Consider the following 15,777-nt stretch of genomic DNA (forward strand, 5'->3'; position numbering starts at 1 on the left):
GTAAAAAAAAGGTTGACAAGTAATATATATATATACTAATATTAAACCATATATGGTATATATTTCAAATAACAAACTTTAAAAAGGAGAGTTAAATTATGAAAAACAATATAAAAATATTTACAAGTATCATGCTTATAATGATACTTATAAGTTGTATAAATGTTGAAAGTTTTGCTTATGAACAAGAAGAAGATGTGTATAGAGGAGAAGGATTACATTTTAAAGGTAATGATGATGATGGAATAAGTTTTATAAGAAGAATGAGATCTGTTGGTGATATAATATTTGAAGAAACTGATACATCAGGTGCAGGTTCAGGTATTGTTACTACTGAAAAAGCTATTAGTACTGGAGAAAATTTAATAAAAAAAGAATTAGTAAAATATTTAACTGGGTCATGGGCATATGCTAATGAGTATGCATGGAAAGAAGATAATACTGCTACATGGACATATGGTGGTGGGGCAGAATATAGTATTGCTGATAAAGTGAGACTAAGTTTAGGATTATCTCGTTCTGTTACTACTTCTTATGGAACTGAAATAAAAATACCAGCGGAATCAGGAAAATTAAGCAAATTAGGGTTTGCAAGTGATTTTTTTGAACAAAATTATTATTATGAATTTAAGGTAAATGGTACCGTAGACAAATCTTATAATGGATATACAAAGACACCAACTGAAGATAGCTATTTGTTTGTATATTATAAGAAATAAAAGTATAAAATTGAGGTTAGTTTATTAAAGTAAGTTATTATATAAAAACAAACTAACCTCAATTTTGATTTATTAGGTATAACTATAAAAAATGTAATAGTGGTGATAAAATGAAGAAAAAGGTAATTTTGAGTATAATAGTTTTGATATTAATAATTGTATTGATAATAATTTCTACACCAAAGTATAAAGACATAGGCTTTTTTATAATGTTTGATAGTTATATAGCCAGTGGAATTGATGATACTTTGGAAATACCATTTACATATTATTATAAAACTAAATCTAAATTAAAAAATATAAAAGAAATTAAATTTGAAAATGAAGAAGCATTAAAAATTGAGAGATTTGTTCTTGAAAATGCTGAAAGAAGTAATGAGTACAAACGGGATATTATTAGGTTGAATATTAGATTTCTTGAACAAGGAATTTTTAAAGAAGAATATATTAAAATAAATTTTGAAGATGGTAGCTCTATTAATTTCCCTATAGGAATTTATGTATTTGATATAGGGAGAAAAGAAGCAAAGAATGCATTAATAAATACATATACTAGTATGGTAGCTGTAAGTAACCCTAACAGATTTATATATGATTATCAAATATTAGATCCGAAAGCATTTATTACAGAAATTAAATATGGTGATTCTAAGTTTATTAAATCTGAAACTGGTTTAGAACCTAATGGGGAAATAGAGATAAATAGTGAAATACCAATACGTTACATCAAAACAAAAATTACAGTAAAAAGAAATAATAAGGAATATATATATTATGGAAAAGGGTTTTATTCAGGAGCTATTAATATTAGTAAGGAAAACATAAAATATATAAAAGAACAATCAGAAATTTTATATAAATCAATAAATAGTGATAAATAATATAATTGGTTTATCTTGTTGATAAACATACAATTATGATAAAGATATAAAATAAAGGAACATTTCTTAGAATTTGTGAAAATACATAATAAGTTAATAGTTAGTGGTAAGTAGTTTGGCGATGAAATCCATAGGATTTTTACCATGAACTACTAGTTATTTTTTACAAGATCAGCCATTGCCTTTATACTTTTGATATTAGTTTATAATTAGATATTGTACTTTATCAAATAAAAGCATTGCTTTTTAAATTCACTTAGTATTTAATCCATATAGTTTCCTCATCTAGAAAAGATGGGGCTTTTCTAATTTATATGTAAATAAAATATATAAGACAGATAATGATTTGAAAGATTTGATATAGTAAAATAAATATTTAGATTTGTCTTAAAATAATAAAACCCCTTGACGAATAAAGATTATAGGTCTATAATATAAAAAAATTGATAAATCGCTTAATTTCTATCAGAAAGCGGGGGACCCGATTATTGGGGCGAATTTCTTAGAGAATAGGACAACTCTTTCAGTCCGAGCCCGTCAGCTAACCTCGTAAGCGTTGAGAGAGGAGTTCTAACATGTATTAAACCATGGTGCTCCCATGGTTTTTTTGTTTGAAGAAAAATCGTTATTTAGGTAATGGGGGGACTTGTTTTGGAGAGAAAAAAAACATACAAATTAACTAAAGACAAAGCTTTTTTTAGAGAAGAGATGGAATTCAAAAATATACTGCATGAATTGTATTGGAAATTTACTATGAAAAAAAGGGGATTTAAGGTTGAAGAGATAAATAGAAATTAGAAGGTTTTTAGCAGGATTATGTTGAATATATAGGGGTATATATAGTTAGTAGTGAAAAATATAAAAGGAGTTGAACCAATTGGACAACAGAAATAATATTAAAGCCTATAAAAAAGAGGTAAAAGGAAAGGTTGTAATTAAACTCACTATTATTATTACTTTAGTAGCTATTATCCCCCTTTTTCTATTGGGAATATCTTCATATATGAAGATAGGAGATGTTTTAGAAGACAAATTAGAGGTTACAACAGGTCAGATGATGGACGAGGTAAATGAGTATTTAAGTATGTTTTTAAATGGAATAGAGCAAAAGACATCATTGGTGGCTGATAACTCATCCTTTATTAATTTGAAAGATGGAGATGTAGAGGGGGCTAATATAGCTTTAGAGTTATTGAGTGAAGTACAAAAGAATGATGATATGATACTTAATTCATTTTTTGGACAAGTAAGTGGAACAATGGATATTTATCCTCAGCAGAAGTTATCAGAGGACTATGATCCAAGAACTAGAGAATGGTATCAGGAAGCCATAAAAAATCCTGGGAAAGTAATCTGGACATCACCATATAGAGATGCAGCAACAGGTAAGATTACTATGACGGCAGCTAAAGTAGTTAAGAATCAGGAGGATATAATAGGTGTAGTAGGTATAGATGTAATGCTCAATAATTTTTCAGAAAGTGTTTCTAACAAATTAGTGGGGCATGAAGGGTATGTAATTATATCTACAGATGATGGCATATACATATCACATCCTGATGGAGAGTTAATAGGAAAAGAAGCTATGTCCGAGAAGATGTATTGGAATGATGTAAAAAGTACTAATAAAGGGTTCAATAGTTATGAACATAATAACGACAATATGTTTATAATCCACAGGACAAATGATAGGGTTGGATGGAAATTAATAGGGGTATTACATGAAAGTGAACTGATAAAAGATACTGGAATTATTAAAAAGTTTGTTATATCTATATTAATAGGTACATCTATTTTAGCATTCCTTATATCTATAATGATAGCCAGAGGTATATCTAAGCCTTTAAATATAATAACTGAGGGAATGAAAAAGGTAGCAAATGGAGATTTTACTACTAATATAGATTTAAATACTAATAATGAATTTGAAATAGCAGGGAATAATTTCAACAGGATGGTACATAGTGTTAGCTTGTTAGTAAATGAAGTAAAGAATGCCTCTAAGACTGTTATGGATTCTTCCTCGTTATTGGCTGATATAACGGACCAGACAACTACTGCTACCAATGAAGTAGCTACCACTATAGAGGAGATAGCAAAGGGATCCAATGAACAAGCCAAAGATACAGAACAAGGGGTTATAAAGGTAAATGAATTGGCATCAAATATAGATAAGGTGAATAAATCAACCGATGAGATGACCAATATGTCCACTGATACATATGAATTATCTCATTCAGGATTAGATATTGTAAAAGTTCTTACGGAAAGAACAGATAAAAATATGAATTCTGTGACACAAATAAATGATATTGTATTTGAGATGAATGAAAGTTCTCAAAATATAGGAAAGATTATAGATGCCATAAGTGATATAGCAGAGCAAACTAATCTCTTGGCATTAAACGCAGCTATAGAAGCTGCAAGAGCAGGAGAGTCAGGGAGAGGATTTGCAGTAGTAGCTGAAGAAATCAGGAAGTTGGCAGAGGAATCGGCTAATTCTGCTAATGAAATAAAAGATATAATTGAAGGAATACAGCAACAATCTGATCATGCAGTTGTATCTATGAAAGAGACTAAGAGATATGTACAAGAACAGGGTGAGGCTGTTAAAGATACAGAAAATGTATTTAATAAAATTTCAGACACTATATTTAAATTAGTTGATAAAGTAACGGAAGTTAGAGAATATACAAAAGATATTGATAATAGGAAGAATGATATAGTACAAGTTATAGATAATATATCGGCTGCTTCTGAGGAAACATCGGCTTCTACAGAAGAAGTTTCAGCTTCAGCAGAGGAACAATTAGCTGCTATTGAAGAAGTGGATTCCTATGCAAAGGACTTGAAAGAATTATCAAAGAAATTACAGAAATCTGTAGAGAAATTTAAAATTGATTTGAATAAAATAGACTAATACCAAAAACCTTGAGGCAAATCACCTCAAGGTTTTAATATTTCCATCTAGTATATTTTTTTTCTATTATGGATACACATTTGTACATTAACGATGCTATTATGGCCAATACTATGACGCTCATCATTACTAAGTCTAATTTAAAAACTTGACCGCCATAGACTATAAGGTATCCAATACCAGCCTTTGATACTAAAAATTCACCAACTATTACCCCTACCCAAGAAAGTCCGATATTTACCTTTAATGTGCCTATCATTGTGGGGATACTAGAAGGCAGAACTACTTTTTTGAAAATATCTATCTTTGATGCTCCAAAGGATTTTAACATCTTTATTTTTTCTTCATCAACTGCTATAAAGGCATTATATACATTCATGATAGTTATAACTATAGATACAGAGATAGCAGTAGCTATAATGCCAGCATATCCTGCTCCAATCCATAAAATTATTATAGGAGCCAATGCTGTCTTAGGTAGACTATTAAGTATAACAAGATATGGATCAAGCACCTTTGAAAGAAATTTAGACCACCATAATAACATGGCTACAAGTATTCCCAATAGAGTACCTAATAGAAAACCAATTATATTTTCGAAAACGGAAATGCCTATATGGTGAAATAAAGAGCCATCTTTAACTAATTTCATAAAAAGTGCATATATTTCACTGGGATAACTGGTTAAAAAGGTATCAATAACACCATATCGCCCCAATAATTCCCAAACTAATGTAATTATAAATAAAATTGAGATTTGAACAATTATAATTGCTCTATTTCTAGTTTTGATTTTTTTGATATATTCATTATGCTCCTTAGAAGAAGATCTATCTTTAGACATGTATATCCAGCTCCTTCCATATTTTATTGAAGTAATGTCTGAATTCTGGAGCTTCTCTACATTTCATAGGAGTGTTGACTCCACCAGGACAAGTTAGTTCTATAGAAATTATATCTTTAATTTTTGCTGGCCTTTTGGATAATATAACTATTCTATCAGCCATAGATATAGCTTCTGCTATGTCTATGAAATGGTAGATATACATGTAAATATATAATGAATTTGATTTTAACTATATATTTTAACTTTTAAATCATTTCCATCCCATGTGATGTTATGGATTGTTTTTTTTATTATAGATTTCTGTTCATATAATTCTAACTGATCTACAGTAGCAGCAAAATATTTAAACAAATCTTTAAGTATATCAATATTTTGTTGTTGAATTAAAGGACTTTTAACTTTTTTTTCAATATTGTGTAATTGTTTTTTTGTATTTTTTACTTTTGTATTTAGCTCTTTTATATGGTATATTATATATTTTGATGCTACAGATTTTCTGTTTTCAGCTAATTGTATAGTCAAGTTATTTATAGCTTCTTCACAATTTTGTAGCTGTTTTGTTAATTGATTTTTTTTAGATAGATATTTATAATCAAGCTTATAGATTTCTATCTTTTTTCGATTCAATTGTTTTATTAACATATTTTTATCCATAGATAATTTCTTTAGTTTTTTTATAACTAATTTATCAGCTATTTTACCATTGATGTTTTTAATATTACAATCACAATTCCTGGATTTTTCTTTTGTAAGACATTTATAATAGTAATAAAAGCCATAGGGTTTATTACTTATTGATACCCTCATAATGGAATTACAGTGTTGACATTTGATTAATCCTGACAATAGTCCATATTTTCCAGTACCTTGCCTAGGTTTTTTAGTGCTATTTGACTTCAGTGTATTTTGTACTTTAATCCAATCAGAGGAGTTTAATATACCCTTATGCTTTCCAACAGCAATTATCCATTCTGATATATCTTTTTTTATTACTTTATTTTTTTTGATATCATTTTTATTAAATACCATGAGACCATGGATCCCATCAAATTTATTTGTATTGCCTTCAATATTACATCCTGCTTTTGCGAAGTATCTATATATATGGTTATCTGCTATACAGTAAACGGGATTGGACAATATTATTTTTAATGTGCTATTGTCAAAATATTTTCCTGTTTTAGTTTTTATGTTATTTTTTATGGTCCAGGAAGTTAATTGAGTAAGTGAATTTAATGCTATGTATTTTTGGAATAATCGTTCAACAATATGGAGTTCTTTAGGAAGAGGGGAGAGCTTATACATTTTTCTTTGGTTAAGTTCAGAATCTAGATATTGTATCTCCTCAGATTTAAATCCCATAGGAGTCTTACCTCCAAGCCACCTACCAGTCTTAGCTAATTGATACATATTGTCTCTAATTCTTTCTGCTATAGTTTCTCTTTCCAATTGTGCAAAGACACTAGATATGTACATCATAGCTCTTCCCATTGGTTTAGATGTATCAAATTGTTCTCTAACAGAGACAAAGGATATATTATATTTTTGAAGGACTTCAAGTGTCTCTGAGAAATTCGATACATTGCGGCTAATTCTATCTAATCTATAACAAATTAAAACACTAAATTTGTTGTTTTTAGCATCTTTCATCATTTGTTTAAATTTAGGTCTATCAATGTGGACACCAGAGAATCCTTCATCCTCATATACGATCATATTAGTATCTGTACAATCAAAATGTTTATATACATAGTCCTTACACATTTTAATTTGATTCTCTATTGATTGACCTTTATCAGTAAATTTAGATTTGCGAGAATATATAGCAATAGTGGACACCAAAATACCTCCTAAAGATATATTTAACTATAGTTTAGCACAAAGATACTAGTTTGTAAGCAAATAAAATATTTAATTAAAAAAGTAAAAAATGAGAATAAAAGTAATTACTATATAGTTATGTCATAGTACAAACTTTGTCACTCATAGACTTTATTGAGGTGATTGTGGTGACAAGAGCAAAACAGAAAATCAATGTAATACTTGACATACCTGATGAAGAATATGCGTCGAAGCTTTTGTCAGAGGCAGTTGTTGAAATTATAGCAAAAAGGATAGAAAAATATCCAGTGGAACAACAGATTTCAATATATGATAAATTAATAGAAGAAATAAAGGCAAGAGACGCAGATTAGATATATAAAATTAAAAATAAAATATCTATGACATTTAAAACTATTGATATACAGAGGATTTTGTAGAATTATGTACTTATAGGGAAAGAAAGGAAAAAATTAAACTATAGGAAAACATAATTTTACAAACTTCGGAGGTAGATAAATGAAAAAGACAAAAGAGTTATCTTTAAAAATAGATAAACATAAAGAGCGATTGGCAAAGATGATTAAGGTTAAGAAGGGAAATTTATTAGATAAACAGGTTGTAGAAATAAGCAAAAATTTAGATAAGGTGCTTAATGAGTATAACAAATGCAAAGAAGGTGATAAAAAGAAATAATATTTTAACACTATAGATTAATATTTAACTCCTTTCTTTTCCTGTTAAAAAGATGTATTGAATAAGCTATATATAAAGTTTATTGAAAATAGTGAACTTACTTGTCTAGATTAAAAATAGTGGAATAAGAATTACAATATAAGTAAATTTTATACAGATAAAGATTTATTTATAATAAAAAGAGTTATATTTTTTGAAATAAATGATATAATAAATAATGAAAAGAATTATAGGGGAGGGACCAGCTCCCCTAACCAGTTATTTTATTTTGGAAGAACTTGTCTTTTTAGATGAGTTCTTTCTACTTTTTATAGTATATTTAAGTGTTATTATGCTGATTAAAAAGTTAAGTATAGTAGTTAAGAATTGTAAGAGAATTTCACAAAATGTCATTTCTCCACCTCCTATATATAAACTCAAAATGAGTTTGTAATCTATAGGAATAAGATAAAATGATATAAGTATTCACTACTATTATATGAATTGTTTGTGCAGTTATTCTTATTTTATTGATATAATCTATAAATTATATGAAGTTAGTAATGGATGATTAAATGTTGGATAGATATATTAATGATATTTTTAACAATGAATGGTATTAATTTAAAAAAATCATGTTTTAATATTTAGTGAAGGGAATAATAAAATGTGGGTTGTTCTTTACATATACAATACCATAAAATGTAATTTATGTAAATAAAATAATTAAATAATATTTAGACTAGATAATTTTTAGTATTAAACATTATTGATATAATGCCATAGGAAATATATCAATAATATAATTATGTTTTTGTAACAAAATTTAAATTATTCGCAATATTGCTTAAATTAGTTAGTCTGGGTAATTTATTTGGACAAATTTATTTATCAACCATATGCTAGATATAGCTTCTGCTATATCATGTGTTACCATTATTGCTGTCTTTTTTTCTTTCTTCAATATACTTCCAATCTCATCAGAGATGGCCAGCCTAGTTTGATAGTCCAGAGCAGAGAAGGGTTCATCAAGTAATAACAGTTCAGGATTTGTAGCTAAAGTGCGAATAAGTGATACCCTTTGTCTCATTCCACCTGAAAGTTGGTGAGGGTAATAATATTTAAAATCACCCAATCCATAGGTGTTTAATAACTTTTCTACAAAGGCTTTAGATTTGTCATTTAATTTTTTTTGTATTTCTAGTCCTATCAATGTATTTTCTAAAATAGTTCTCCATTCAAAAAGATAATCTTTTTGAAACATATATCCTATATTCTTATTAATACCATTGGTTTGTTTTCCATTTAATAAAACCTTTCCATTGGATGGAGTTAAAAGACCTGCTATGGCTGATAAAAGAGTGGATTTACCACAGCCACTAGGTCCTACTAACACAACAATTTCACCATGATGAATATCTAAAGAGATATTGTCTATAGCCTTGGTTTCACCTTTTAAAGTGTGATAGATAACAGATAAATTATTTATTTCAACTATTTTTTTATAATTCATTTATTGGCCTCCTTTTGGAGTTTATAAGAGATTAAGTTTATTTATTGGATATTTTATAGTATTCCTCGTTGAGTAATTATGTGAAATATAAAAGAATTTTAAATTAATACTATAAAAGATATTGACAATATAGCAATTTAATCATATTATAATATTAGAAATTACTAATATAATAATATGTGAGGAGTGAAAATATGTTTCTAGATGATATAGAAGTAAAAATATTTAAGGCTTTGGGCCACCCTGTGAGGTTGAAGATAGTAAAAAAACTTATGAAAGGTACACTATGTGTATGTGAATTAAATGAAGATGTTGACTTTTCTCAATCTAATTTATCACAACATTTGAGAGTTTTGAGAGATGCAGATATATTAAGTTATGAGAGAGATGGTGCTCGTATAAATTATAGTATCAAAAATAAAGAGATAACAGATATTATTAATATAATAGAAAAGATGATTATAAAGGATTTTAAAAAAATAGTAAATGGACAGGGTGATTAATACAATGCTTGGATGGATCAATGAAATTTTTAAATTCTCATGGTTATATAATATAGTATCACTATTGGTTGAAAATGTATTTAATATTTCAATGGACTCTAGATTGGGCTCAAGTATACATTTCTTTATATATGATACAATAAAAATAATTATTTTATTAGGGATTATGATTTTTATTATTTCTTATATTAGGAGTTATTTTCCTCCAGAGAGAACAAAGAAGATATTAAGTAAATTCAATGGTATTAAGGGTAATATCATTGCATCTATATTAGGGATTGTAACCCCTTTCTGTTCATGTTCCTCAGTTCCAATTTTTATAGGATTTATTGAAGGAGGAGTACCATTAGGACTGACATTTTCTTTTTTAATAACATCTCCAATTGTAAATGAAGCTGCCTTTGCCATATTACTGGCCTCCTTTGGGTGGCAGTTGGCTATATTATATGTAATTACAGGTGTAATAGTAGGTGTAGCAGGAGGAGTTATAATAGGAAGATTAAATTTAGAAAGTGAAGTTGAGGGATATGTATATGAAATTGATATGGGTGAAACAGAAATAGAAAGATTGACAAAAAGACAGAGAATAGATTTTGCTATAGAGAATATTAAAGAAATTATAGGAAGAGTATGGCTATACTTAATAATAGGTATAGGCATAGGTGCATGGATACATGGGTGGGCACCAGAATCATTGTTGGCAAGATATGCAGGGCCTAATAATCCCTTGGCAGTATTTGCAGCTGTGATTATAGGTATACCTCTGTATTCCAATGCATTAGGAACTATACCTATAGCTGAGGCACTTATAGGAAAGGGAGTGGGTATAGGAACTGCTATGTCATTTATGATGGCCACAACTGCATTGTCTTTACCAGAGATGATACTTCTTAGAAAAGTCATAAAGCCTAAGCTTATATCTTATTTTGTTATAATAACAGGTATATCAATAATAGTGGTAGGATATTTATTTAATTTCATTTATCATATTTTAGTATAAATTTAAGGAGGTAATTTTATGGAAATAAAAATTTTAGGTGGAGGATGTACAAATTGTAAAAAGTTAGAACAGAATACCGAGGAGGCATTAAGAGATTTAAATATAAAGGCATCTATAAATAAAGTGGAAGATTTTAAAGAGATAATGAAATATGGAGTGATGAAAACTCCGGCATTGGTAGTGAATGAGCAAGTTTTAGTTAAGGGAAGAGTGCCAAAAGTAAGTGAAATTAAAAAATTATTGAAATAAAGAAAAATAACAACTTCAGTTGTTATTTTTTTTAAAAAGCAGGATTTACTGTATTATATATGGAACTACTAAAATGATGTAAGAAAATTGAGTTAATTTATGGAGGGATTATTATGATATCAAGAGATAAAGCATTTGAGGAACTAAAACAATATGTACAGTCTGATAGTTTGATGAAGCATTCTTTAGCAGTGGAGGCAGCAATGATAGGTTACGCTGAGAAATTTGATGAAAATGTTGAAAAATGGGCTGCATGTGGATTGTTGCATGATATAGATTTTGAAAAATATCCAGAAGAGCATCCTTTAAAGGGTGTAGATATACTTACAGAGTTAGGATATCCAGAAGAGTTTGTAATTGCTGTAAAGGGGCATTCAGATGAAACCAACACGCCTAGAGAGACATTATTGTCAAAGACCCTTTATGCAGTAGACGAATTGGCCAGTTTTGTAGTAGCTTGTGTATTGGTTAGACCTAATAAATTTGAAGGATTAAAAGTTAAATCAGTAAAAAAGAAACTCAAGTCTAGTGGCTTTGCAAAAGCAGTAGATAGAGATATTATAAAAAGAGGTGCAGAGGAACTTGAAGTTGATTTTTCTGAACATATACAAACTGTTATTAATGCCTTAACTAAAAGAGAAAAAGAATTAAAAGAAGAAGGTCTAAGTCTTATCGAGTAAAACATAGACGATAAAACAGGGGTGAGGGCATGCTTAGGCTAGAGAGCTTAGAAATATGCAATGTAATAAATAAAAATGTTGATTATTTATTACTAAATAATACATTAAAAGATGCCATTATATATGGTTTAAAATCAAAATATAATAATATACCTATAGCTAGAGAAGATAAAACATTATTGGGGATACTAACGAAAGAAGATATCGAAGGGTATTTAAAAAATGTCAAAGATTTAACAACTCCTATTTCAAAATTTGACATAAAAATGTATAGTGATATTTGTGTAAAGTTAGATGAGTTACCTACTCTAAGCTATAGAGATTTTAAGGATGAAGTATTTGTTGTAGATAATAAATTTAAATTTATTGGTATAGTTAAGAAAGAGGATTACACTAATTATCAATTGAAGTTCTGGTTATTAAGTGTTAGTTCAGTTATAGATTCTACTGACCATGGAATAATAGCTATAGATAATAATTTAAAAGTAATTATATATAATAACTCTGCAGAAAAGATTTTTGGTATTGATAAGGAAGATGCTTTGGGAAAACATATAAGCTATGTATATTCTGATTCCCAATTGCCAAATATTATGGATACAGGAGAAACCTATGTCAATGATTTAATAATGATAAATAATCGAAAAGTACTTAGTAATAAGGCTCCCATAATAGTGGACAATGATGTAAAAGGTGCTATAGCATTGTTTCAAGATGTAAATGAACATTCAAATCTGCTAAAAGAATTAGAGGAACAAAAAAATGTTTCTAGGATTTTGAATACAATTTTAGATACTATTTATGATGGGATTGTGGTTGTAGACAAAGACGGATATATAACCATGATAAGCAAAGCCTACACTAATTTTTTAAATGTTGAAGAAAAGTCTGTGGTAGGTAGACATGTAACAGATGTAATAGAAAATAGTAGAATGCATATAGTGGCTAAGACTGGGAAATCAGAAATAGCCAATATTCAAAAGATAAAAGGAAACTATATGATTGCTACTAGAATTCCGATGATAAAAAATGGAAAGACAATTGGTGCAGTAGGCAAGGTGCTTTTTAGAAATATAAATGAACTTAATGAATTGCATAAGAAAATAAAAATAATGGAAAATGAATTAGCTAAATATAAAGGTGAATTTATACAAATAAATAAAGCAAAATATATTTTTGATAATATAGTGGGAAGAGGCAAGAGAATAAGTGAAACTAAAAAGATGGCTAAAAAGGCTGCTATGACTAATTCAAGTGTACTATTGTTAGGAGAAAGTGGTACGGGAAAGGAACTATTTGCCCATGCAATCCATAACAGTAGTAATAGAAGTTATGGTCCCTTTATAAGGGTAAATTGTGCAGCAATACCATCAGAGCTTTTAGAGTCAGAGCTTTTTGGATATGAAGAAGGTGCCTTTACAGGAGCCAGAAAAGGTGGGAAAATTGGTAAATTTGAGTTGGCAGATGGAGGGACTATATTTCTAGACGAGATAGGAGATATGCCCCTTTTGATGCAAGCAAAGCTTCTAAGGGTTATTCAAGAAAGGGAAATAGAGAGAATTGGGAGCAATAGATTAAAAAGGATAAATGTAAGAATTATTGCAGCTACTAATAAAAAATTAGATGAAAAAGTTAAAAATGGTAAATTTAGAGAAGATTTATATTATAGATTGAATGTATTTACTATTGATATTCCACCTTTAAGAGAGAGAATTGAAGATACTAATGATTTATGTAATCATTTTTTAAATGAATTAAATAAAAAAAATAAAAAAAATGTAAAAGGGATAACTGAAAGGGGATTAAAGTTTTTAACTAAATATAATTGGCCAGGGAATGTGAGAGAATTAGCCAATGTTATAGAAAGGGCTATAAATATAGTGGATAATGAAGAAGAGATAGATATCAAACATCTACCTGAAAAGATTTTAGGAGAAAAATATGTATTGAATTTAGGGGAACTAAAAGAAATACTAGAAAAGACAGAGAGAGAAGCCGTATTTGAAGCGATAAGATTTACAGAGGGAAATAAGACTAAAGCAGCTAAACTTTTAGGAATAAGTAGGACTACATTGTATGAAAAACTTGAAAAATTTAATAAAGAAAACTATAAAAAATAGGGGTGTATAAGATATTTACACCTCTATTTTTATGTGTACAATAGCTAAAGCAATTATATATTTCGTATAATTAGCTTAATATTGGTTAAGAAGTATTCATATTGCCAAGTTTAGTATGTATTTAATTTAACAAACTCAATATTATAAAATATAAAATCAAAGAAAACAAATGATATATTAGATTAATAATATTATTATTTGAATAATATCAACAAAAAACTGTAAGAATAAACGTACAAAATCAAAAAAATACAGAAAAAATTGTAATGGAATCCTAACACAAATAAAATAAGAGAAAATTATTGAAATAAAAATATTTTAAGGAATGGCTATATATAGGGAATTAGTAGAAAGTATCTTGTTTGGATAATTGGCACGGAAATTGCTTATTATAAGTATATAGGATTTAAATCATTGCTTTGGAGGTGAAGAAAAGGTTTTCTAAACAATTAATATTATTTAATTATCAACATGGAATAATAGTTTTATATTGTAATTAAAACATTTAAAGGAGGAGAAGTTTATGTTAGGTATATTTGGTATTATTCTTTCTTTGGGATTATTGATGTTTTTGGCTTATAGGGGTATTACGGTACTTATATTGGCACCATTGTTGGCCATGCTAGCCGTATTATTTTCAGGCGATGTACCTCTACTTGCCAGCTATACAGAAGTATTCATGGTAAACTTTGCAGGATATGCAAAGGCTTACTTCCCTCTATTCTTATTAGGGGCAATATTTGGTAAGGTTATGGACGATGCAGGCGCTGCAAAGTCTATAGCGCATTTTATAACTAAAAAGTTAGGTAAAGACAAGGCAATATTGGCAGTTGTATTATCATGTGGTATATTAACTTACGGTGGAGTTTCATTATTCGTTGTTGCATTTGCAATTTATCCAATTGCAGCAGCATTATTTAGAGAAGCAAATATACCGAAGAGATTTATACCCGCTTCAATAGCATTGGGAGCATTTACATTTACAATGACAGCATTACCAGGAACACCTCAGATCCAGAATGCCATTCCTATGCCATTCTTTGGAACTACAGCATGGGCAGCACCTTTCTTAGGATTAATAGGAGCAGCAATAATGTTTGGTGGTGGATTAACATGGATAACTTACAGATCTAAAAAAGCAATGGCAGCAGGAGAAGGATATGGTAATCATCCAAATGAAAATATTAAAGATATGGATCAATCAAAACTTCCAAGTTTTGGTGCAGCAATATTGCCTATAATTATAGTACTTGGATTAAACTTTGTATTAGGTAAATTCTATTTTGGCAATTATGATGGTGCTTATCTTGAGCAATATGGGACTAGTATAGATAAAGTAAAGGGAATTTGGAGTTTAATAATAGCATTAGCAGTGTCCATAGTAATAGCAATAATATTCTTTAAGAAAAATTTAGCAGATGTAAAGGATACAGTAAATAAAGGTGCAATAGGTTCATTATTAGCAATAATAAACACATCATCAGAGGTTGGATATGGTAATGTTATAAAGACATTGGGAGCATTTGCATTGGTTAAATCAGCTATATTAGCCATACCAGGAACACCTCTTATCTCATTGGCAGCATCAACTAGTATTCTTGCTGGTATAACAGGTTCAGCATCTGGAGGTATGAGTATAGCATTGGGTGCATTAGGAGACATATATATACAAAAGGCAGCAGAACTAGGTATAAGTCCCCAAGCATTCCATAGGATAGCTGCTATGGCATGTGGTGGATTGGATACATTACCACATAATGGTGCAGTAATCACATTATTAGGCATTACTGGACTTACTCATAAGGAATCTTATGCTGACTTAGGTATGTGTACTGTTGTTATACCTCTT

The 15,777-nt window shown here is 28.9% G+C and carries 16 protein-coding genes and 1 riboswitch; of the genes, 12 read left to right on the forward strand and 4 right to left on the reverse strand.

Features of this window, described 5'->3' with window-relative positions; translation table 11 throughout:
* The first annotated feature begins 98 nt into the window (after positions 1 to 98).
* From Q326_RS0109135 to Q326_RS0109150, 4 genes are all read left to right on the forward strand, one after another.
* Entirely contained in the window at positions 99 to 719 is a 621-nt protein-coding gene (locus tag Q326_RS0109135) for a hypothetical protein (RefSeq protein ID WP_026895113.1), read from the forward strand.
* Between the two features lie 110 nt (positions 720 to 829).
* The gene (locus tag Q326_RS0109140) at positions 830 to 1,600 is read left to right on the forward strand and encodes a hypothetical protein (RefSeq protein ID WP_026895114.1); all 771 of its coding nucleotides are present in this window, start codon (positions 830 to 832) and stop codon (positions 1,598 to 1,600) included.
* Positions 1,601 to 2,042: 442 nt separating this feature from the next.
* Positions 2,043 to 2,170, forward strand: a riboswitch (cyclic di-AMP (ydaO/yuaA leader).
* Between the two features lie 81 nt (positions 2,171 to 2,251).
* Positions 2,252 to 2,398 (forward strand): hypothetical protein, encoded by a 147-nt coding sequence (locus tag Q326_RS18490; RefSeq protein WP_156936283.1) that lies wholly within the window; start codon positions 2,252 to 2,254, stop codon positions 2,396 to 2,398.
* Positions 2,399 to 2,477: 79 nt separating this feature from the next.
* Positions 2,478 to 4,520, forward strand: coding sequence for a methyl-accepting chemotaxis protein (locus Q326_RS0109150; protein WP_026895115.1), 2,043 nt, complete (start codon positions 2,478 to 2,480; stop codon positions 4,518 to 4,520).
* Positions 4,521 to 4,554: 34 nt separating this feature from the next.
* On the opposite strand, the gene Q326_RS0109155 is transcribed toward Q326_RS0109150, so the two are convergent.
* The 3 genes from Q326_RS0109155 to Q326_RS0109165 form a co-directional block, all read right to left on the reverse strand.
* A complete protein-coding gene (locus tag Q326_RS0109155; protein WP_026895116.1) occupies positions 4,555 to 5,364 on the reverse strand; it encodes an ABC transporter permease in 810 nt (269 codons plus the stop codon).
* Entirely contained in the window at positions 5,357 to 5,527 is a 171-nt protein-coding gene (locus Q326_RS18205) for a hypothetical protein (RefSeq protein WP_250160329.1), read from the reverse strand. Before Q326_RS18205 ends, Q326_RS0109155 begins: the two co-directional genes overlap by 8 nt.
* A gap of 65 nt (positions 5,528 to 5,592) precedes the next feature.
* Positions 5,593 to 7,206 carry a recombinase family protein gene (locus Q326_RS0109165; RefSeq protein ID WP_156936284.1) on the reverse strand — a complete coding sequence of 538 codons (1,614 nt, stop codon included), beginning with the start codon at positions 7,204 to 7,206 and terminating at the stop codon, positions 5,593 to 5,595.
* A 170-nt stretch (positions 7,207 to 7,376) separates the two neighbouring features.
* Here Q326_RS0109165 and Q326_RS0109170 point away from each other — a divergent pair, with 170 nt between their 5' ends.
* Together Q326_RS0109170 and Q326_RS18210 are read left to right on the forward strand one after the other, a co-directional pair.
* Positions 7,377 to 7,562: a hypothetical protein gene (locus Q326_RS0109170; protein WP_026895118.1), complete on the forward strand. Its 186-nt coding sequence runs from the start codon at positions 7,377 to 7,379 to the stop codon at positions 7,560 to 7,562.
* A gap of 145 nt (positions 7,563 to 7,707) precedes the next feature.
* Positions 7,708 to 7,884 carry an aspartyl-phosphate phosphatase Spo0E family protein gene (locus Q326_RS18210; protein WP_084489594.1) on the forward strand — a complete coding sequence of 59 codons (177 nt, stop codon included), beginning with the start codon at positions 7,708 to 7,710 and terminating at the stop codon, positions 7,882 to 7,884.
* An 835-nt stretch (positions 7,885 to 8,719) separates the two neighbouring features.
* Here the strand turns inward: Q326_RS18210 and Q326_RS17055 are convergent.
* Positions 8,720 to 9,376, reverse strand: coding sequence for an ABC transporter ATP-binding protein (locus Q326_RS17055; RefSeq protein ID WP_051531342.1), 657 nt, complete (start codon positions 9,374 to 9,376; stop codon positions 8,720 to 8,722).
* 194 nt (positions 9,377 to 9,570) lie between these two features.
* On the opposite strand from Q326_RS17055, the gene Q326_RS0109185 reads away from it, so the two are divergent.
* The 6 genes from Q326_RS0109185 to Q326_RS0109210 all read left to right on the forward strand — a co-directional run.
* Positions 9,571 to 9,879: an ArsR/SmtB family transcription factor gene (locus Q326_RS0109185; protein ID WP_026895119.1), complete on the forward strand. Its 309-nt coding sequence runs from the start codon at positions 9,571 to 9,573 to the stop codon at positions 9,877 to 9,879.
* 166 nt (positions 9,880 to 10,045) lie between these two features.
* A complete protein-coding gene (locus Q326_RS0109190; protein WP_250160330.1) occupies positions 10,046 to 10,879 on the forward strand; it encodes a permease in 834 nt (277 codons plus the stop codon).
* 18 nt (positions 10,880 to 10,897) lie between these two features.
* Positions 10,898 to 11,128, forward strand: coding sequence for a thioredoxin family protein (locus tag Q326_RS0109195; RefSeq protein ID WP_026895121.1), 231 nt, complete (start codon positions 10,898 to 10,900; stop codon positions 11,126 to 11,128).
* Positions 11,129 to 11,241: 113 nt separating this feature from the next.
* Positions 11,242 to 11,808: an HDIG domain-containing metalloprotein gene (locus tag Q326_RS0109200; protein ID WP_034601754.1), complete on the forward strand. Its 567-nt coding sequence runs from the start codon at positions 11,242 to 11,244 to the stop codon at positions 11,806 to 11,808.
* A gap of 29 nt (positions 11,809 to 11,837) precedes the next feature.
* A complete protein-coding gene (locus Q326_RS0109205) occupies positions 11,838 to 13,928 on the forward strand; it encodes a sigma-54 interaction domain-containing protein (protein WP_245592084.1) in 2,091 nt (696 codons plus the stop codon).
* 523 nt (positions 13,929 to 14,451) lie between these two features.
* The coding region (locus Q326_RS0109210; RefSeq protein WP_034601757.1) for a GntP family permease at positions 14,452 to 15,777 on the forward strand (1,326 nt) is incomplete at its 3' end.

The sequence above is a fragment of the Clostridiisalibacter paucivorans DSM 22131 genome (genome assembly GCF_000620125.1).
In the GTDB taxonomy this organism is placed as follows: domain Bacteria; phylum Bacillota; class Clostridia; order Tissierellales; family Clostridiisalibacteraceae; genus Clostridiisalibacter; species Clostridiisalibacter paucivorans.

Bases quoted from the DNA above. Each gene is read 5' to 3' on its own strand.
- Q326_RS0109135 (WP_026895113.1), top strand. From the start codon at position 99: ATGAAAAACAATATAAAAATATTTACAAGTATCATGCTTATAATGATA.
- Q326_RS0109140 (WP_026895114.1), top strand. From the start codon at position 830: ATGAAGAAAAAGGTAATTTTGAGTATAATAGTTTTGATATTAATAATT.
- Q326_RS0109155 (WP_026895116.1), bottom strand. From the start codon at position 5,364: ATGTCTAAAGATAGATCTTCTTCTAAGGAGCATAATGAATATATCAAA.
- Q326_RS18205 (WP_250160329.1), bottom strand. From the start codon at position 5,527: ATGGCTGATAGAATAGTTATATTATCCAAAAGGCCAGCAAAAATTAAA.
- Q326_RS18210 (WP_084489594.1), top strand. From the start codon at position 7,708: ATGAAAAAGACAAAAGAGTTATCTTTAAAAATAGATAAACATAAAGAG.
- Q326_RS17055 (WP_051531342.1), bottom strand. From the start codon at position 9,376: ATGAATTATAAAAAAATAGTTGAAATAAATAATTTATCTGTTATCTAT.
- Q326_RS0109185 (WP_026895119.1), top strand. From the start codon at position 9,571: ATGTTTCTAGATGATATAGAAGTAAAAATATTTAAGGCTTTGGGCCAC.
- Q326_RS0109190 (WP_250160330.1), top strand. From the start codon at position 10,046: ATGATTTTTATTATTTCTTATATTAGGAGTTATTTTCCTCCAGAGAGA.
- Q326_RS0109195 (WP_026895121.1), top strand. From the start codon at position 10,898: ATGGAAATAAAAATTTTAGGTGGAGGATGTACAAATTGTAAAAAGTTA.
- Q326_RS0109200 (WP_034601754.1), top strand. From the start codon at position 11,242: ATGATATCAAGAGATAAAGCATTTGAGGAACTAAAACAATATGTACAG.
- Q326_RS0109205 (WP_245592084.1), top strand. From the start codon at position 11,838: ATGCTTAGGCTAGAGAGCTTAGAAATATGCAATGTAATAAATAAAAAT.